A 16,251-nucleotide genomic window follows, 5' to 3' on the forward strand; every position below is an offset into this window, starting at 1 on the left:
CGGCCGCCGCCGGGGCGCTGGACCGCCAGATCGCGGAGGCGCGCGGCGAGGCGGAGCGCCGCAGCGCCGCCGAGCGCGAGGCCCTGCTGCGCGCCGAGATGCAGGTGGCCCGCGCCCGCACCCTGGAGGAAGCGCTGGCCCGCATCGAGGCCGAGCGCAACCGGCAGGAGGCGCGCGGCCGGCTGGAGGCGGCGCGCCGCCCCGCCGCGCCGCGCCCCGAACCACGGCCGGAGCCCCGCCCGGCGCCCGAGCCCCCCGCCCAGCCCGGCGCCTGGCCGGTGGCCGGAACCCTGCTGCGCGGCTGGGGCCAGGCGGGCGAGGGCGGGCCGTCGCGCGGGCTGAGCATCGCCGCGCCGCCGGGGGCGCGCGTCACCGCGCCCTGCGCCGGGCCGGTCGCCTTCGCCGGCCCGTTCCGCTCCTACGGGCGCATGGTCATCCTGGATTGCGGCGGCGGGCAGCACTGGGTGCTGGCCGGGCTGGACCGGCTGGACGTCGGAATGGGCGCGCGTCTGGGCGCGGGCGAGCCGCTGGGCGTCATGGCGCGCGAAGGCCGCCCGGTGCTGTATGTCGAGCTCCGAAGGCGCGGCGAGGCGGCCGACCCGCGCCCCTGGCTGCGCCCTTCCTGACGGCTTCATCATGTCCCGAGGGTGGATGGCGCCATGTCCGGGGCCACATAGGAGATATCCGGCGTTTCCCCGATGGGCGGGGCGCGTCTATGATGACAGGGAAAGGTCCGGCTCCACCGGGCCGGATTGGGGCCATTCCGCGATGAAGTCCAAGCTGGGGATCACCGTTGCCGTCGCCGGGGCCTTCGCCGCCGGGCTGGTCGCCGGGCCCGTGGTCGGCGCCTTCGCCCAGGCCGATGGCGGCCGCGCCGAGACCTACCGCCTGCTGTCCCTGTTCGGCGACGTGTTCGGCCGGGTGCGCGCCGAGTACGTGGAGCCGGTGCGCGACCGCGAGCTGATCGAGAACGCGCTGAACGGCATGCTCTCGGGCCTGGACCCCCATTCCTCCTACCTCAGCCCCCGCAACTTCGAGGACATGCGCGTGCAGACGCGCGGCGAGTTCGGCGGCCTGGGCATCGAGGTGACGCAGGAGGGCGGCTTCATCCGCGTCATCTCCCCCATCGACGAGACGCCGGCGGCGCGGGCGGGCATCAAGCCCGGCGACATGATCACCCACCTGAACGGCAACTCCACCCAGGGGCTGACCCTGCAGGAGGCGGTGGAGCAGATGCGGGGCGAGCGCGGCACCGCCATCCGCCTCACCGTGCGGCGCGAGGGCGAGGCCCGGCCGATCGAGCTGTCCATCACCCGCGACGTCATCCGCCCGCAGGTGGTGCGCTTCCGCATGGAGGGCAACGACGTCGGCTACATCCGCATGTCCTCCTTCAACGAGCAGACGGAAGTCAACCTGCGCCGCGCGGTGCAGAGCATCCGCTCGCAGGGCGGGCAGGGGCTGCGGGCCATCATCCTGGACCTGCGCAACAACCCCGGCGGCCTGCTGGACCAGGCGGTGCAGGTGACGGACGACCTGCTGGAGCAGGGCGAGATCGTTTCCACCCGCGCCCGCCGCAACGAGGACGCGCAGCGCTGGAACGCCCGCGCGGGCGACATCACCGGCGGCATCCCGCTGGTCATCCTCATCAACGGCGGCTCGGCCAGCGCCTCCGAGATCGTGGCCGGCGCGCTGCAGGACCACCGGCGCGCGGTGGTGATCGGCACCCGCAGCTTCGGCAAGGGCTCGGTGCAGACGGTCATCCCGCTAGGCGCCCAGAACGGCGCCATCCGGCTGACCACGGCGCGCTACTACACGCCCTCCGGCCGCTCCATCCAGAACACCGGCATCGAGCCGGACATCGAGGTGCGGGCCACGCGGCAGGACGCCCAGGCCGCCGCCCCGGCGCGCGAGCGCGAGGCGGACCTCCGGCGCTCGCTGCGCAACGAGGGCGGCACGCCGCAGGCCCAGGCGGCGCCGCCGCCGCTGAACCTGCCCGCCGCGGTGCTGGACCGCGTGCAGCGCCAGCCCCCTGAGGGCTTCCCCACGCTGGACCCGACCAAGCCGGAAACCGACTTCCAGCTCCAGCAGGCGCTGGTGCTGGCCCGCGCCCTGGGCGCGCAGCCGCAGCGCCGCGCCGCGCGCTGAGGGCCCGGCATGGCGTTGCGCGTGCCCGGCTGGCGGGCGCTGGCCGGGTTCTGGCTCGTCATCCTGCTGCTGCTGGGCGGCGGGGCCGCCGTGCTGGCTTGGCTCGGGCCGCCCGGGCCGCGGGCGACCGCCGCCGCGCCTGAAGCCACGCCCGCCCCTCCCGCCCCCGCCGCGCCGGTGGCGCCGCTGCCGCCCGCCGCCGCCCTGCCCACCCCGCCCGCCGGTCCGCTGCCGCCGATGGTGGAGCGTGACCTGGTGGAAAATTCCGCCTGGGGCCTGCTGCCGCGCGCCGCGCCCGACGGCCGCTCGCCCATGCTGGTGTACTCGCGCCCCTTCGACCAGCGCGAGGCGCGGCCGCGCATCGCGCTGATCGTCGGCGGGCTGGGCATGAACGCCGCCCTGACCGAGCAGGCCATCGCCGCGCTGCCGCCGGCCACCGGGCTGGCCTTCAGCCCCTATGCCTCCTGGGCGCGGCCGCTGATCGAGCAGGCGCGCGCGCGCGGCTTCGAGACGCTGCTGGCCCTGCCGCTGGAGCCCACCGGCTTCCCGCTGAACGACCCCGGCGACCGCGCCCTGCTGACCGTGCTGCCGCCGGGCGAGAACGCCAACCGCCTGGACTGGCTGCTGAGCCGCTTCCCCGGCCATGCCGGGGCGGTGGGCGCATTGGGGCCGATGCGCGGCGAGCGCTTCGCCGCCGCGCCGGAGCCGTTCGGCGCCTTGCAGGAGGCGCTGGGCCGCCGCGGCCTGCTGTATTTCGACCCCCGCCCCGGCAGCCCGCCGCCCGGCCGCGCCCTCGGCCGCGGCACCGACCTGGTGGTGGACGAGCCGGCGACCCGCGGCGAGATCGAGGCCCGGCTGGCGCAGCTGGAGCGCGTGGCGCGCGAGCGCGGCTCGGCGCTGGGCTACGTGGGCGACGCCTCGCCGGTGGCGGTGGGGCGCATCGCCGCCTGGGCGGCGGGGCTGGAGGGGCGCGGGCTGGTGCTGGCCCCGCCCTCCGCCCTGGTGCGAATCCCCCTGCCCGGAGCGACGCGGTGAGCGACCTGCCTTATCGCCCCAATGTGGGCGCCGTGCTGTTCAACCGCGCCGGGCTGGTGCTGGTGGCCCGCCGCGCCGACCTGCCCAATGCCGAGGGCGCAGCCGGCGGCTGGCAGCTGCCCCAGGGCGGCATGGACCCCGGCGAGGACCCGGCGGTGGCCGTGCTGCGCGAGATGGAGGAGGAAATCGGCACCCGCAACGCCGAGATCCTCGCCGAGCACCCGGAATGGCTGCGCTACGACCTGCCGGCGCACCTGGTCGGCGTGGCGCTGGGCGGCAAGTGGCGCGGGCAGGCGCAGAAATGGTTCGCCCTGCGCTTCCTGGGCACGGATGCGGAGATCCGCCTGGACCTCGACCCGCATCCGGAATTCGACGCCTGGCGCTGGGCGCCGCTGGCGGAGCTGCCGGCGATGGCGGTGCCGTTCAAGCGCGCCATCTACGGGCGGCTGGCGGCGGATTTCGCGCGCTTCGCGGCGGGGTGATCAGCGCGGCGCGTCGCGCGGGCGCCAGCTGTCCAGGTGGGTGTGGTTCAGGAAGAACTCGTCGCGCGGGAACATGTCCGTCAGCGGCGGCGCCACGCGCGGGGTGGCCGGCGTCCAGGCGGTGACCGGGCCCTCCACCAGCTTCGCGAGGTCGGTGGAGGCCGGGTTGCCGCGGCGGGCGAAGGCGGTGGCGTCGGGGGCGCGCAGGCGGTCCAGCAGGGCCGGCTGGTCCAGCGGGATGGGGCGGTCGCTGCCGATCATCACGTTCACCGGCGTCAGCAGCACGGCATGCGGGAAGGCGGCGGCGAAGGTGTCCACCACCCGCCAGGTCGGCGCCCACTGCACGTAGAGGCCGCCCGGGGCCAGCCGCGCGCGCACCTGCTGGAGGAACTCGGCCGAATACAGCAGGCCGGAATGGGAGGATTGCGGGCGGATGGCGTCGGCCTCGATGACGTCGTAGAGGCCCTCGCCGCGGGTGAGGGCGCGGCGGCCATCCCCGTATTCCAGGGTGACGCGGCGGTCGTCCAGCAGGGCGGCCACCGGGCCGTCCGGGCGTTCTCGCGCGATGGCGCGCAGCGAATCCAGCACGGGACCCACCAGCTCGATGGCGCGCACCTCCTCCGTGCGCGGGTTGAAGGTGGCGCCGTAGGGCGTGCCGCCGGAGCCGATGCCGATGGCCAGCACCCGCCGCGGCGCGGGGTGCAGCACCGGGCCCAGCATGCCCAGCAGGATGTGGGTGTCCAGGAAGGGCACGAAGCCCTGGCCGTGGCCCATGATGAAGAAGCGCCCGTCCTCGCGCCCCGGCAGGGTGGCACGCTCGCGGTAGAGCACGACGCCGGAGCGGTCCTCGCCCCAGGTGGCGAAGGTGGGGCCGGTGACGCCGTGCATGCGGCGCCAGAAGGCGGCGTTGGCCGGCGTCAGCAGCGCGATGGCGGCGGTGGCGGCGGCCAGGGCCAGCATCGGCGCGCGGGCGGCGCGGGACTGCGCCAGCCAGAACAGCAGCAGCAGCAGCGACAGCACGGCCAGCAGCGTCATCGTCCCCGCCGTGCCCAGCAGGTGGAAGGTGACCAGCCCGGTGAGCAGGGAGCCGGCGGCGTTGCCCAGGATGTTGGCCAGCTGCACCCAGCCCACCCTCGCGCCGACGCTGGCCAGGTCCTGCTGGACGGCGCGCTGCACGAAGGGGAAGGTCATGCCGATGACGAAGGAAGGCGGCGCCACCACCAGCACGATGATGGCGGTGGACAGCGCGACCTCGCGCCCGCCGAAGCGGTCGAAGTCGGCCCCCATCCAGTCGCGCAGCGGCGGCAGGCCGATGGCGAGCCACAGCGCGCCCAGCAGCGCCGCGCCCAGCACGAAGCCCAGCCCCTGGGTGAGGAAGAAGGCCGGGCGCGGGTCGGACAGGCGGCGGACCATGCGCGCGGCCAGGGCCATGCCGGCGCCGTCGGCCAGCAGGAACACCCCCAGCACGGTGGGGAACAGGTAGGCGTGGTACTGGCCGAACTGGCCCAGCACGCGCACCCACACGATCTCCAGCGCGACGATGACGTAGCCCGACAGGAACACCAGCACGCACCACAGGGGCAGCCCGCCGAAGGGCGCCGCCGCGCCGGTGGCGGCGGCGCGGGCGGGCGGGGCGGGGGCGGTGGCCGGGGTGGCGCGCAGCAGGGTCAGCGCCAGCGCGGCGGCCAGCAGGTCCAGCCCCGCGGCGAGGCCCAGCGCGCCGGGAAAGCCCAGCTTGCCGACGATGAGCCAGCCGCCCAGCAGCGCCCCCAGCCCGGCGCCCAGGGTGTTCATGCCGTAGAGCGCGCCGATGCGCTCGGCCACCGTGTCCAGGCTGGTGGCGATGGCGCGCGCCAGGAAGGGCAGGGAGGCGCCCATCAGCGTGGTGGGCACCACCAGCGCGGCGAAGCACAGGGCGAAGGTGGCCGGCGCGCTGGACACCTGCGCGGAGAGCCGCATGGCGATGAGGTCGTAGAGGATTGGCTTGGACAGCAGCGCGAATCCCGCCACCCCCGCCTCGCACAGCGCGAAGCCCAGCAGGGCGGCGCGCGGCGACAGCCGGTCCGCCCACTTGGCGCCGATGATGGAGCCCAGCCCCAGCCCGGTGAGGAAGGCGCCGACCACCAGCGCGGCGGAGATGGTGTCGGAGCCGGCGAAGACCCCCAGCATGCGCTGCCAGACGATCTGGCAGAGCAGCGCCCCGAAGCCGGAGAGAAAGAAGGCGGTCATCAGGCGCGTCATGTGCGCGCCAGATTGCTGGCGGGCGCGGCGTGCGGCAAGCCGCTTGACCCGCCGCCGCGCGGGGTTTCCCATCTGTCGGGCAAGGAAAAGGGGAACGTCCATGAAGGCCTGGGCCGTCGTCGAGAACGGGAAGCCGCTGCAGGAGATCGAGCTGCCCACGCCCGAGCCGCAGGGCGACGAGGTGCTTCTGGAGGTGACGCATGCCGGCGTCTGCCATTCCGACCTGCACATCTGGGAGGGCGAGTACGACCTGGGCGCGCGCGGCAAGCTGCGCATGGCCGACCGCGGCCTGTCCCTGCCGCTGGCCATGGGGCACGAGATCGTCGGCCGCGTCGCCAAGTGGGGACCGGGCGCCGAGGGCCGGGTGAAGGCGGGCGACGTGCGGCTGGTGTTCCCCTGGGTGGGCTGCGGCACCTGCGCGCGCTGCGCCGCCGAGGAGGAGAACATGTGCGCGGTGCGCCCGCGCGCGCTGGGCGTGTACCAGCACGGCGGCTACGCCACCCACGTGCTGGCGACGCACTGGAAGCACCTGGTGCCGATCGAGGGGCTGGATCCGGCGCTGGCAGCCACCTACGCGTGCTCGGGCGTCACGGTGTTCTCGGCCATCCGCAAGCTGATGCCGCTGGGCGCGGAGGAATTCGTGGTGGTGGTGGGCGCCGGCGGGCTGGGGCTGCAGGCCATCGCCATCCTGCGCGCCCTGGGCCACCGCGCCATCTGCGCGGTGGACCTGGACCCGGCGAAGCTGGAGGCCGCCACCGCCCAGGGCGCGAGCGCCACGGTGCAGGCGGGCGAGGACACGGCCAAGCGCATCCTGGCCGCCTGCGGCGGGCCGGTGATGGCGGTGATGGACCTGGTGAACGGCTCGGCCACCGCCGCGGCGGCCTTCGACGCGCTGGGCAAGGGCGGCAAGCTGGTGCAGGTGGGGCTGTTCGGCGGCGAGATGCGGGTGCCGCTGCCGCTGATGCCCATCAAGGCGCTGACCATCCAGGGCAGCTATGTCGGCTCCCTGCCCGAGCTGCGGGAGCTGGTGGGGCTGGCGCAGCAGGGGCAGGTGCCGCCCATCCCCGTCTCGCAAGAGCCCTTCGAGAAAGCGGACTGGGCGCTGAACCGCCTGCGCGAGGGCAAGGTGACTGGGCGCATCATCCTGACGGCGGGTTGAGCCGCCGGCGAAGCGGTGCTACAGGCGGCGCCAGTCGGAGCGTAGCGCAGCCTGGTAGCGCATCAGTCTGGGGGACTGGGGGTCGTGGGTTCGAATCCCGCCGCTCCGACCATCCGGCCCCGCGCGTGACGCGGAGGTCGTCCTTGAACCGTTGCCTGTTCCTGCTGCCCTTGCTCGCCCTCTCCGCCTGCGGCGACGGCATGGCGACGCTGCGCACCGCCTCCGGCCCCTGCGAGGCCGCGCCCCTGGTGAATGCCGAGACGGCCAGCGCCCCCGGCATCCTGCCCGCGGGCCCGGAACCGATGGCCAATCGCGGCCGGCGCGGCGCCGTGGTGGAGGGCGCGGCGCTGAACCGCGCGCTGCTGGTGACGGAGGTCGCGGCGGCCCGCCTGCCCGGCGGGACGGCGGAAGTGTCCGTCACCGTTGAATCCTGTTCCTTCGATGCGGTGGACATCCTGGCCGAGGTGTCGTTCCTCGATGCCGCGGGCAACGCCATCGAAGTGCAGAACAGCGAGGCGGAGCGCATTCCGCCCGGCAGCCGCGGGCTGGGGCTGCGCTGGCGCTCGCGGTCCAGCCCGGCGGCCTTCCGCATCGGGATCGCCGAGGCGCCGCGTCGCTGAGGCGGGCGGCGCCCCGGGCGCCGGCCTACTCGGCGGCCGGCTTCAGCACGCCGCGCCGCACCTGGTCGAGTTCGATGGATTCGAACAGGGCGCGGAAGTTGCCCTCGCCGAAGCCCTGGTCGCCCTTGCGCTGGATCAGCTCGAAGAAGATCGGGCCGATCACCGTCTCGGTGAAGATCTGCAGCAAGCGCCCGCCGGAGGGCGAGCCATCCATCAGGATGCGGTTGCGGGCCATGCGCGCGAGGTCCTCGCCGGTGTCCGGCAGGCGCTGCGGCAACAGCTCGTAATAGGTGTCGGGGGTGTCGAGGAAGCGCACCGCGCGTTCGCGCAGTCCCTCGACGGAGGCGTAGATGTCCTCCGTGCCCATGGCGATGTGCTGGATGCCCTCGCCGCCATAGGCGCGCAGGTATTCCTCGATCTGGCTCTTGTCGTCGCTGGACTCGTTGATGGGAATGCGGATCTGGCCGCAGGGCGAGGTCATCGCCTTGGACTTCAGCCCGGTCAGCTTGCCCTCGATGTCGAAGTAGCGGATCTCGCGGAAGTTGAAGAGGCGCTCGTAGAAGCCGGCCCAGGCGTCCATGCGGCCGCGATGCACGTTGTGCGTTAGGTGGTCGATCACCGTCAGCCCGTGGCCCCTGGGGTGCGGGTCCACGCCGTCGAGGAACTTGAAGTCCACGTCGTAGATGGAGCCGTGTGCGCCATAGCGGTCCACGAAGTAGATCAGGCTGCCGCCGATGCCCTCGATGGCCGGGATGTTCAGCTCCATCGGCCCCACTTTGCCGTGGAAGGGCCGCGCGCCGAGCTGGATGGCGCGGTCATAGGCGTAGGTGGCGTCGGCCACGCGGAAGGCCATGGCGCAGGCTGAGGGGCCGTGCACCTTGCCGAAGGCCTGCGCGAAGGAGGAGGGCTCGGCGTTCAGGATGAAGTTCACCTGGCCCTGCCGCCACAGCGAGACGTCCTTGGAGCGGTGCCGCGCCACCATGCTGAAGCCCAGCCGCTCGAACACCGCGCGCAGCTGCGCCTGGTCGAGGCCGGTGAACTCGACGAACTCGAAGCCGTCGGTGCCCATCGGGTTGAGGTCGGTGATGGTCCCGGCGTCGGCGGTGCGGTCGGGGGGGATGTCCATGGTCGGTCCTTCTCAGATGCGGGTGTCGGTGGGCAGCACGGCGCCGACCGGGATGGGCGGGGCGTCGCGCGCGGCCAGCAGCGCGCCTTCCAGCCCGTCCAGCAGGGCGAAGAGCTCGCGGTAGTGCTCGATGACGAAGTAGAGCGGCTGGAGGTCGTCGATGCGGTATTCGGTGCGCAGCACCCGCGCGGCGTCGAAGCGCAGGCGGGGCACCGCGCTCTCGGTGGCGAACACCGTCTCGGCGGCGGAGGACAGGATGCCGGCGCCGTAGGCGCGCACGCCACCTTCCTCGCGGATCAGGCCGAACTCCACCATGTGCCAGTACAGCCGCGCCATCGGCCGCAACGCGCCGTGGCGCTGCGCGAAGGCGCCATGCGCGCCGTAGCCTTGCAGGAAGTCGGCGAAGTCCGGATGGGCCAGCAGCGGCACGTGGCCCAGGAAGTCGTGGAAGATGTCCGGCTCCTCCAGGTAGTCCATCTCCTCCGGCCGGCGGATCCAGTGCGTCACCGGGAAGCGGCGCGCCGCCAAGTGGGCGAAGAAGGCGTCCTCTGGGATCAGCCCCGGCACCGCCACCAGCGACCAGCCGGTGCGCGCGCCCAGCGCGGCGGAGGCGCGCGCCAGGTCGGGCACGCCATCGGCGCAGTCCAGCAGCGCCAGCCCGTCCCGAGAGGCGCGGGCGGCGTGGCGGGGAAACAGCGCCGATTGCCGGCGGTGCAACTCGCGCCAGGTGGCGTGGTCGGCCGGCGGGATGGCGGCGTGGCGCTGCGGCAGGGTGTAGTCCGGCGCGGCGGCTGCGTAGTCGCCGCGCAGGTTCGGGGCGGGGGCGATCGCGTTCATGCCTCCAGGAATACCCTACCACGGATGACGGTTTTCGCCGAAGATGCGCCGTTGCCAGCTCTTGTGCAGCGCGAAATCACCCAGAAGGAAGGCTTGCGTGGTGAAATCCCCTCCGGTGGCGCTGGACGCCGCCGACCGCCGCATCCTGCGCGCCTTGCAGGGCGATGGGCGCCTGCCCGTGGTGGCGCTGGCTGAGCAGGTGGGCCTCTCCGCCACGCCCTGCCAGCGCCGGGTGCGCCGGCTGGAGGAGGAGGGCGTCATCCAGGGCTATGGCGCGCGGCTGGACCCGCGGCGGCTGGGCCTGCCCTTGCAGGCCTTCGTGCAGGTGGCGCTGGTGAGCCACGCCGAGGAGGTGGTGGAGCGCTTCCACGCCGCCCTGGCGCAGCGCGAGGAGGTGATCGCCGCCTACACGATGAGCGGCGACATGGACTACCTGCTGCACGTGCTGGCGCCCGACATGGACGCCTTCGGCGACTTCGCCACCCGCGCCCTGCTGCGCCTGCCCGGCGTGAAGGAGACGCGCAGCAGCTTCGTGCTGGCGACGCTGAAGCCGCCGGGGCGCGTGCCGGTCTAGAAGCCGCGCGATGCCTCGCGCGTCAGCGCCTCGCGCAGCACCGACTTGAACTCCCGCCGGTGCAGCTCCCGCACCACCAGCAGCGAGGCGAGCATCAGCGCCACCGGGTGCACGATCCAGGCCAGGGCGGCGAGGCCGAAGTAGTAGGCGCGCAGCCCGGTGTTGAAGTGCCGGCCGGCGCGGTTCATCACCTCCGCCGCCGCCAGCGCCCGCGTGCGGTCGGCCTTGCCGGGCATGATGGAGCCCATGACGATGGAGCCGTAGTTGAAGTGCCGCAGCGCCCAGGTCAGCTCGAAGAAGGCGCGGATGAAGATGAGCAGCAGCAGGCCGATGCGGATCTCCCACGCCCAGTCGTTGGTCGGCGGCTCGGCGAAGGGCAGGGAGGACAGCACGCGCCGCCCCAGGTCAGGCGCGCCCAGCAGCGCCACCAGGCCCCCCAGGATGAAGATAGAGGTGTTGGCCAGGAAGCTCGTCGAGTTCATCAGGTTGCCGACGATCTGCGTGTCGAGGATGCGGTTGTCGCGCTCCAGCAACGCCAGCATCCAGCGCCGCCGGTGCTCGTCCATCGCGGCGATCACCGAGCGGGCGCGGATGGCGGGCACGCGGTCCACGATGGCCGCGTAGCCCACCCAGCACAGGGCGAAGACGGCCAGCGCCAGGAGGTCCAGCGCCGGCACGCCCCACATGGCGTCAGGCCTTCGCCATTTCCTTCTTCAGGTTCTCGTCCAGCGCGGCGAGGAAGGCCTGGGTGTTCAGCCAGGGCTGCTCCGGGCCGATGAGGATGGCGAGGTCCTTGGTCATCTGCCCGCCCTCGACCGTGTCCACGCACACCTTCTCCAGGGCCTCGGCGAAGGCGACCACGTCGGGCGTGTTGTCGAACTTGCCGCGATAGGCGAGGCCGCGCGTCCAGGCGAAGATGGAGGCGATCGGGTTGGTGCTCGTCTCCTGGCCCTTCTGGTGCTGGCGGTAGTGGCGCGTCACCGTGCCGTGCGCCGCCTCGGATTCCACCGTGGCGCCATCGGGGGACAGCAGCACGGAGGTCATCAGGCCCAGGCTGCCGAAGCCCTGCGCCACGATGTCGCTCTGCACGTCGCCGTCGTAGTTCTTGCAGGCCCAGACATAGCCGCCTTCCCACTTCAGGGCGCAGGCGACCATGTCGTCGATCAGGCGGTCCTCGTAGGTGAGGCTGGCGGCCTTGTAGCGGTCGGCGAACTCGGTGTCGAAGACGCGGCGGAAGATGTCCTTGAACTCGCCGTCATAGGCCTTGAGGATGGTGTTCTTGTGGCTCAGGTAAACCGGGTAGTTGCGGGCCAACCCATAGTTCAGGCAGGCGCGCGCGAAGCCCTCAATGGAGGCGCGCGTGTTGTGCATGCCCATCAGCACGCCGCCGCCGGCCGGGAAGTTCGTCACCTCCAGCGTCACCGCCTCGCCGCCGCCGGCGGGGGTCCAGGTGAGCGTCGCCTTGCCGGCGCCGGGGATCTTGGTCTCGGCGGCGCGGTAGATGTCGCCATAGGCGTGGCGGCCGACGACGATCGGCTTGCTCCAGTGCGGCACCAGGCGCGGCACGTTGGAGCAGATGATCGGCTCGCGGAAGATGGTGCCGTCGAGGATGTTGCGGATGGTGCCGTTCGGGCTGCGCCACATCTTCTTGAGGCCGAACTCCTTCACCCGCGCCTCGTCGGGGGTGATGGTCGCGCACTTCACGGCCACGCCGTACTGCTTGGTGGCGTGGGCGGCGTCCACCGTCACCTGGTCGTCGGTCTGGTCGCGGTACTCGATGCCCAGGTCGTAATACTTCAGGTCGATGTCCAGGTAGGGCAGGATCAGGCGGTCCTTGATGAACCCCCAGATGATGCGCGTCATCTCGTCGCCGTCCATCTCCACGACCGGCGTCTTGACCTTGATCTTGGCCATGCTCGTCCTTGCCCTAGCTTGAAATCGGCCGGCTTCCCCCGGCGCCTCGCTGCCCGTCAGCGCGGCGGACCATCGCACCCCGGGGGGCCGCCATCAAGCCGGGCTTCCCGCCGGCCGCGCATTGCGGCACAGAGGGCGCAAGCAGGGGGAGTCGCGGCGATGAGCCAGACGCCAGGAATGGACGCCGCCACCGCGGCGCGGGTGGAGCAGCTCATCGAGGCCGAGGAAGGCGCGATGAACCGCTTCCACGGCCTGCTGGGCAAGGTGGCCGTGGGCATCGCCCTGCTGATGAGCCTGTTCCACCTCTACGCCGCCTGGAGCATCGTCCCCACCACCACGCTGCGCTTCGCCCATGTGGGCTTCACGCTGGTGCTGGGCTTCCTGCTGTTCCCCGCCGCGCGGCGCTTCCGCGACCGCTTCATGCCCTGGGACTGGGCGCTGGTGGCGGCGGGCATCTACGTCACCTGGTACCTGATCTCGGGCGGCGACGACCTGCAGGACCGCATCATCTTCCCCGAGCCGATGGACCTCGCCGTCGGCTGGCTGCTGCTGGCCCTGGTGATGGAGGTGACGCGGCGCTGCACCGGCTGGATCATGCCGGTGGTGGCCATCTGCTTCCTGCTCTACGCCTCCTTCGGCAACCTGCTGCCGCCGCCCTGGCAGCACCGCGGCTACGACGCCGAGCGCCTGATCCCCCACCTCGCCATCACGCTGGAAGGGGTGTTCGGCACGGCGGTGGACGTCTCGGCCACGCTGATCATCCTGTTCACCATCTACGGCGCCATCCTGGGCGCGACGGGGGCGGGCAAGTTCTTCGTGGACTTCTCCTTCGCCGCCACCGGGGGCAAGCCGTCCAGCGCGGGGCGCACCGTGGTGCTGAGCGCCTTCCTGCTGGGCGGGCCCTCGGGCTCGGGCGTGGCCACCACCGTGACCATCGGCACCGTGGCGTGGCCGATGATGCGCAAGGTGGGCTACACGCCGCACGACGCCGGCGGGCTGCTGGCGGCGGGCGGGCTGGGGGCCATCATCTCGCCGCCCATCATGGGCGCGGCGGCCTTCCTGATCGCCGAGTACCTCAAGATCTCCTACCTCGACGTGCTGGTGATGGCCCTCATCCCCACCGTCCTCTACTACGCCGCGCTGATCTTCATGGTGGAGCTGGACCAGCGCCGCATCCGCGCCGCGCGCGGGGACGCCGCTCTGGACGACGCGCCGCTGGCCACCGAGCGCGCGGGGGCGATGTTCCGCCGCGGCTGGTACCACTTCACCTCCCTGGTCGCGATCATCGGCTTCATGGCGCTGGGCTACTCGGCGACGCTGAGCGTGCTCTACGCCATGGGCCTCGCCGTGGCGCTGTCCTTCCTGGACCGCGAGACGGCGCTGACGCCGCTGCGCCTGGTCCGCACCCTGGCCAACGGCTCCGAACAGGCCATCGGCATCGCCGCCACCTGCGCCTGCGCCGGCATCATCGTGGGCTGCATCACGCTGACCGGGCTGGGGCTGAAGTTCAGCGACATCGCCATCCAGGCGGCCGGCGGCTCGCTCATCGTCACCGCGCTCTACACCGCGCTGATCGTGTGGATCGTCGGGCTCGCGGTGCCGGTCACCGCCTCCTACATCATCTGCGCGGTGGTGGCCGCACCCGCCCTCATCAAGCTGGGCGTGCCGGACTACGCGGCGCACATGTTCGTGTTCTACTACGCGGTGCTGAGCGAGGTGTCGCCGCCGACGGCGCTGTCGCCCTTCGCGGCGGCCGCCATCACCGGGGCCGGCCCCTACCGCACCACGCTGATGGCGTGGAAGTACACCCTGCCGGCCTTCGTGCTGCCCTTCGTCTTCGTCACCGACCCGCAGGGGGTGGGGCTGCTGCTGAACTTCGTGGGCGACATGACCTGGGTGGACGTGGCCTGGCAGGTGGTGCTGGCCACGCTGGGACTGGCGGCGCTGGCCGCCGCCTGCCAGGGCTTCGCCATCCGCGTCATGCCCGTGTGGGAGCGCTGGCTGATGGGCCTGGCCGGGCTGCTGATGGTGTTCCCCGCCATCGTCGAGGCGGTGGCGCGGGATTCCATCCCCGCCCCGCACTGGGTCGGCCTGGGGCTGGGGGCGCTGCTGCTGGCGGCCCAGTGGGCCCGGCGCGTCAGGCCGCCGGCCCCGGCCGGGGGATGAGGCCGGCCAGCATCACGCCCTCCTCCTCCTCGTCATCGTCGCGGTCCAGCGGCACCGGCATGTGGGGGGAGGGCGGCATCATCCCCGCCCGCGGCCAGGGCGGGATGGGGCTCGCCGCGCATCCCGCCACGGCCAGCAGCACCGCCAGCGGCGCCATCCTGCGCATCCGAACCCTCCTGTCCCGCATTGGGCCAGGATGACAGAGCGGTGCATGCCCTCGCAATCGGGGATGTCCCGCACCATTTATGTCACAGTTGAGAGAAGCCGAAGGAATCGCCGCCCCATGCGCCGCCCTGCCCGCATCCTGACCATCGCCGCCGCCGCGCTGCTGGCGCTGGCCCCCGTGCTGGCCGAGGCCCGGCCGGGCGGCAGGGCGTCCTCCGGTTCGCGCGGGGCGCGCACCTACCAGGCGCCTCCCCCGACCAACACCGCGCCCAACCAGGCCCGCCCGTTCGAGCGCACCCAGACCGAGGCCGCGCGCCCGGCCGCCCCGCAGGCGGCCCCCGGCGCGCTGCGCCCGCAAGGGGCGCAGGGCGGCTTCTTCGGCCGCAACCCCTTCCTCGCCGGGCTGCTGGGCGGCGGGTTGCTGGGGCTGATGCTGGGCGGCGGCTTCCTGTCCGGCGGGTTCGCCGGCCTGCTCGGGGTCATGCTGCAGCTCGCCCTCATCGCCGGGCTGGTGTTGCTGCTGATGGCGGTGCTGCGGCGCCGCGCCCAGCCGGCCCCGGCCGGCATGGCCCGCACCATGGAGGGCGGGGCGCCACGCCTTGGCGGCTCCGCCGGCGCGGCCGCGGCGCCGGTCTCCATCGCCCAGGCCGACTACGCCGCCTTCGAGGCGCTGCTGCGCGACGTCAACGCCGCCTGGTCCGCCCGTGACCTGTCCGCCCTGTCGCGCCTCGCGACGCCGGAGATGGTGGGCTACTTCCGCGACGACTACGCCGCGCTGGACGCCCGCGGCTGGCGCAACGAGACGCGCGACGTGCGGCTGGAGCAGGGCGACCTCGCCGAGACATGGCGGGAGGGCGCGCGCGAATACGCCACCGTGGCCATGCGCTTCTCCCTGGTGGACGTGACGCGCGAGACCGCGACCGGCCGCGTGACGGAGGGCGACCCCGAGCGCCGCGACGTGGCGACGGAGCTGTGGACCTTCGTCCGCGTGCCCGGCGGGCCCTGGCAGCTGTCGGCGATCCAGCAGACAGGTTGACGGGCAGGGCCTCCAGCGGCTTCCCTGCGATTCCAGCCACTTCGCAGGATTCGATGGAGACCCTTACCCGATCGGGCCTTGCCGAGGCGATCTACGCGGCGGTCGGCCTCTCGCGCAGCGAAAGCGCCGCGCTGCTGGAAGCGGTGCTGGAGGCGGTGTCGGCCGCGCTGGAGGACGGCCAGCAGGTGAAGATCACCGGCTTCGGCACCTTCGCGGTGCGGCACAAGGGCCAGCGAGTCGGCCGCAACCCCAAGACCGGCGAGGAGGTGCCCATCCCGCCCCGCCGGGTGCTGGCCTTCCGCCCCTCGCAGCAGCTGCGCGGCCGCATCAACCCGCGCGAGGCGGTTCCGGCATGAGCGCCGTGGCCCATGCCAACGGGGCCCGCCCGCGCAAGGCCGCCGGCGCCTTCCGCACCATCAGCGAGGCCGCGGAGGAGCTGAACGTGCCGCAGCACGTGCTGCGGTTCTGGGAAACCAAGTTCCCCACATTGCAGCCGCTGAAGCGCGGCGGCGGCCGCCGCTACTACCGGCCCGAGGACCTGGCGCTGCTGCGCCGCATCGCCGACCTGCTCTACACCCAGGGCTACACCATCAAGGGCGTGCAGCGCCTGCTGGAGGACAGCGAGGCACCGCCGCCCGCCAGCCCGGAGGCCGGGGTGATGGAGGAGCTGGACGCCATCGCCGCCGCCCTGCGCCGCCTGAGCCGGCGCGGATAGGGAAGGCGGCGCAGCGCCCCCGGCGAGGCCGGGGCG

The 16,251-nt window shown here is 73.1% G+C and carries 17 protein-coding genes and 1 tRNA gene; 12 read left to right on the plus strand and 6 right to left on the minus strand.

Annotated features, from left to right (window positions below):
- The 4 genes from ACI6QG_RS07525 to ACI6QG_RS07540 form a co-directional block, all read left to right on the plus strand.
- A partial coding sequence (locus tag ACI6QG_RS07525; RefSeq protein ID WP_407023969.1) for a murein hydrolase activator EnvC family protein occupies positions 1-626 on the plus strand: 626 nt, incomplete at its 5' end.
- Between the two features lie 142 nt (positions 627-768).
- A complete protein-coding gene (locus ACI6QG_RS07530) occupies positions 769-2,145 on the plus strand; it encodes a S41 family peptidase (protein ID WP_407023970.1) in 1,377 nt (458 codons plus the stop codon).
- A 9-nt stretch (positions 2,146-2,154) separates the two neighbouring features.
- Positions 2,155-3,180: a divergent polysaccharide deacetylase family protein gene (locus ACI6QG_RS07535; RefSeq protein ID WP_407023971.1), complete on the plus strand. Its 1,026-nt coding sequence runs from the start codon at positions 2,155-2,157 to the stop codon at positions 3,178-3,180.
- Entirely contained in the window at positions 3,177-3,662 is a 486-nt protein-coding gene (locus ACI6QG_RS07540) for an RNA pyrophosphohydrolase (protein ID WP_407023972.1), read from the plus strand. Before ACI6QG_RS07535 ends, ACI6QG_RS07540 begins: the two co-directional genes overlap by 4 nt.
- Here ACI6QG_RS07540 and ACI6QG_RS07545 read toward each other — a convergent pair whose 3' ends face one another.
- The gene (locus ACI6QG_RS07545; protein ID WP_407023973.1) at positions 3,663-5,903 is read right to left on the minus strand and encodes a fused MFS/spermidine synthase; all 2,241 of its coding nucleotides are present in this window, start codon (positions 5,901-5,903) and stop codon (positions 3,663-3,665) included.
- A gap of 100 nt (positions 5,904-6,003) precedes the next feature.
- On the opposite strand from ACI6QG_RS07545, the gene ACI6QG_RS07550 reads away from it, so the two are divergent.
- The 3 genes from ACI6QG_RS07550 to ACI6QG_RS07560 all read left to right on the plus strand — a co-directional run bounded on the left by ACI6QG_RS07550 (position 6,004) and on the right by ACI6QG_RS07560 (position 7,682).
- Positions 6,004-7,062: an alcohol dehydrogenase gene (locus tag ACI6QG_RS07550; RefSeq protein ID WP_407023974.1), complete on the plus strand. Its 1,059-nt coding sequence runs from the start codon at positions 6,004-6,006 to the stop codon at positions 7,060-7,062.
- A 35-nt stretch (positions 7,063-7,097) separates the two neighbouring features.
- Positions 7,098-7,174 (plus strand) — tRNA-Pro (locus tag ACI6QG_RS07555).
- A 31-nt stretch (positions 7,175-7,205) separates the two neighbouring features.
- Positions 7,206-7,682 (plus strand): hypothetical protein, encoded by a 477-nt coding sequence (locus ACI6QG_RS07560; protein ID WP_407023975.1) that lies wholly within the window; start codon positions 7,206-7,208, stop codon positions 7,680-7,682.
- A gap of 25 nt (positions 7,683-7,707) precedes the next feature.
- On the opposite strand, the gene hppD is transcribed toward ACI6QG_RS07560, so the two are convergent.
- Positions 7,708-8,808: a 4-hydroxyphenylpyruvate dioxygenase gene (gene hppD, locus ACI6QG_RS07565; protein WP_407023976.1), complete on the minus strand. Its 1,101-nt coding sequence runs from the start codon at positions 8,806-8,808 to the stop codon at positions 7,708-7,710.
- A gap of 12 nt (positions 8,809-8,820) precedes the next feature.
- Positions 8,821-9,645, minus strand: a complete 825-nt coding sequence (gene phhA, locus ACI6QG_RS07570) for a phenylalanine 4-monooxygenase (RefSeq protein WP_407023977.1) — start codon at positions 9,643-9,645, stop codon at positions 8,821-8,823.
- Positions 9,646-9,745: 100 nt separating this feature from the next.
- Between phhA and ACI6QG_RS07575 the strand changes: the two genes are divergently transcribed.
- Entirely contained in the window at positions 9,746-10,219 is a 474-nt protein-coding gene (locus ACI6QG_RS07575; protein ID WP_407023978.1) for an Lrp/AsnC family transcriptional regulator, read from the plus strand.
- Here the strand turns inward: ACI6QG_RS07575 and ACI6QG_RS07580 are convergent.
- Together ACI6QG_RS07580 and ACI6QG_RS07585 are read right to left on the minus strand one after the other, a co-directional pair.
- Positions 10,216-10,905, minus strand: a complete 690-nt coding sequence (locus ACI6QG_RS07580) for a DUF599 domain-containing protein (RefSeq protein ID WP_407023979.1) — start codon at positions 10,903-10,905, stop codon at positions 10,216-10,218. The two genes, ACI6QG_RS07575 and ACI6QG_RS07580, sit on opposite strands and share 4 nt — an antisense overlap.
- Before the next feature lie 4 nt (positions 10,906-10,909).
- The gene (locus ACI6QG_RS07585; protein ID WP_407023980.1) at positions 10,910-12,133 is read right to left on the minus strand and encodes an NADP-dependent isocitrate dehydrogenase; all 1,224 of its coding nucleotides are present in this window, start codon (positions 12,131-12,133) and stop codon (positions 10,910-10,912) included.
- Between the two features lie 177 nt (positions 12,134-12,310).
- Here ACI6QG_RS07585 and ACI6QG_RS07590 point away from each other — a divergent pair, with 177 nt between their 5' ends.
- On the plus strand, positions 12,311-14,299 hold the full coding sequence (locus ACI6QG_RS07590; protein WP_407023981.1) for a TRAP transporter permease: 1,989 nt from the start codon (positions 12,311-12,313) through the stop codon (positions 14,297-14,299).
- On the opposite strand, the gene ACI6QG_RS07595 is transcribed toward ACI6QG_RS07590, so the two are convergent.
- Complete coding sequence (locus ACI6QG_RS07595; RefSeq protein WP_407023982.1) at positions 14,271-14,465, minus strand: hypothetical protein; 195 nt, start codon at positions 14,463-14,465, stop codon at positions 14,271-14,273. The two genes, ACI6QG_RS07590 and ACI6QG_RS07595, sit on opposite strands and share 29 nt — an antisense overlap.
- A gap of 117 nt (positions 14,466-14,582) precedes the next feature.
- Between ACI6QG_RS07595 and ACI6QG_RS07600 the strand changes: the two genes are divergently transcribed.
- From ACI6QG_RS07600 to ACI6QG_RS07610, 3 genes are read left to right on the plus strand one after another with little or no spacing between them, the layout of a single operon-like run.
- Positions 14,583-15,500, plus strand: coding sequence for a TIM44-like domain-containing protein (locus ACI6QG_RS07600; protein ID WP_407023983.1), 918 nt, complete (start codon positions 14,583-14,585; stop codon positions 15,498-15,500).
- Positions 15,501-15,553: 53 nt separating this feature from the next.
- Entirely contained in the window at positions 15,554-15,856 is a 303-nt protein-coding gene (locus ACI6QG_RS07605; RefSeq protein WP_407023984.1) for an integration host factor subunit alpha, read from the plus strand.
- Complete coding sequence (locus ACI6QG_RS07610; protein ID WP_407023985.1) at positions 15,853-16,215, plus strand: MerR family transcriptional regulator; 363 nt, start codon at positions 15,853-15,855, stop codon at positions 16,213-16,215. The genes ACI6QG_RS07605 and ACI6QG_RS07610 overlap by 4 nt, the downstream gene beginning before the upstream one ends.
- The last annotated feature ends 36 nt before the right edge of the window (positions 16,216-16,251 follow it).

It is taken from the genome of Sabulicella flocculans (assembly GCF_045449635.1).
In the GTDB taxonomy this organism is placed as follows: domain Bacteria; phylum Pseudomonadota; class Alphaproteobacteria; order Acetobacterales; family Acetobacteraceae; genus Roseococcus.

Excerpts from the sequence above, each read along its gene's own strand:
- ACI6QG_RS07530 (WP_407023970.1), top strand. The coding sequence starts at position 769 with ATGAAGTCCAAGCTGGGGATCACCGTTGCCGTCGCCGGGGCCTTCGCC.
- ACI6QG_RS07535 (WP_407023971.1), top strand. The coding sequence starts at position 2,155 with ATGGCGTTGCGCGTGCCCGGCTGGCGGGCGCTGGCCGGGTTCTGGCTC.
- ACI6QG_RS07545 (WP_407023973.1), bottom strand. The coding sequence starts at position 5,903 with ATGACGCGCCTGATGACCGCCTTCTTTCTCTCCGGCTTCGGGGCGCTG.
- ACI6QG_RS07550 (WP_407023974.1), top strand. The coding sequence starts at position 6,004 with ATGAAGGCCTGGGCCGTCGTCGAGAACGGGAAGCCGCTGCAGGAGATC.
- hppD (WP_407023976.1), bottom strand. The coding sequence starts at position 8,808 with ATGGACATCCCCCCCGACCGCACCGCCGACGCCGGGACCATCACCGAC.
- phhA (WP_407023977.1), bottom strand. The coding sequence starts at position 9,645 with ATGAACGCGATCGCCCCCGCCCCGAACCTGCGCGGCGACTACGCAGCC.
- ACI6QG_RS07580 (WP_407023979.1), bottom strand. The coding sequence starts at position 10,905 with ATGTGGGGCGTGCCGGCGCTGGACCTCCTGGCGCTGGCCGTCTTCGCC.
- ACI6QG_RS07585 (WP_407023980.1), bottom strand. The coding sequence starts at position 12,133 with ATGGCCAAGATCAAGGTCAAGACGCCGGTCGTGGAGATGGACGGCGAC.
- ACI6QG_RS07590 (WP_407023981.1), top strand. The coding sequence starts at position 12,311 with ATGGACGCCGCCACCGCGGCGCGGGTGGAGCAGCTCATCGAGGCCGAG.
- ACI6QG_RS07595 (WP_407023982.1), bottom strand. The coding sequence starts at position 14,465 with ATGCGCAGGATGGCGCCGCTGGCGGTGCTGCTGGCCGTGGCGGGATGC.
- ACI6QG_RS07600 (WP_407023983.1), top strand. The coding sequence starts at position 14,583 with ATGCGCCGCCCTGCCCGCATCCTGACCATCGCCGCCGCCGCGCTGCTG.
- ACI6QG_RS07605 (WP_407023984.1), top strand. The coding sequence starts at position 15,554 with ATGGAGACCCTTACCCGATCGGGCCTTGCCGAGGCGATCTACGCGGCG.
- ACI6QG_RS07610 (WP_407023985.1), top strand. The coding sequence starts at position 15,853 with ATGAGCGCCGTGGCCCATGCCAACGGGGCCCGCCCGCGCAAGGCCGCC.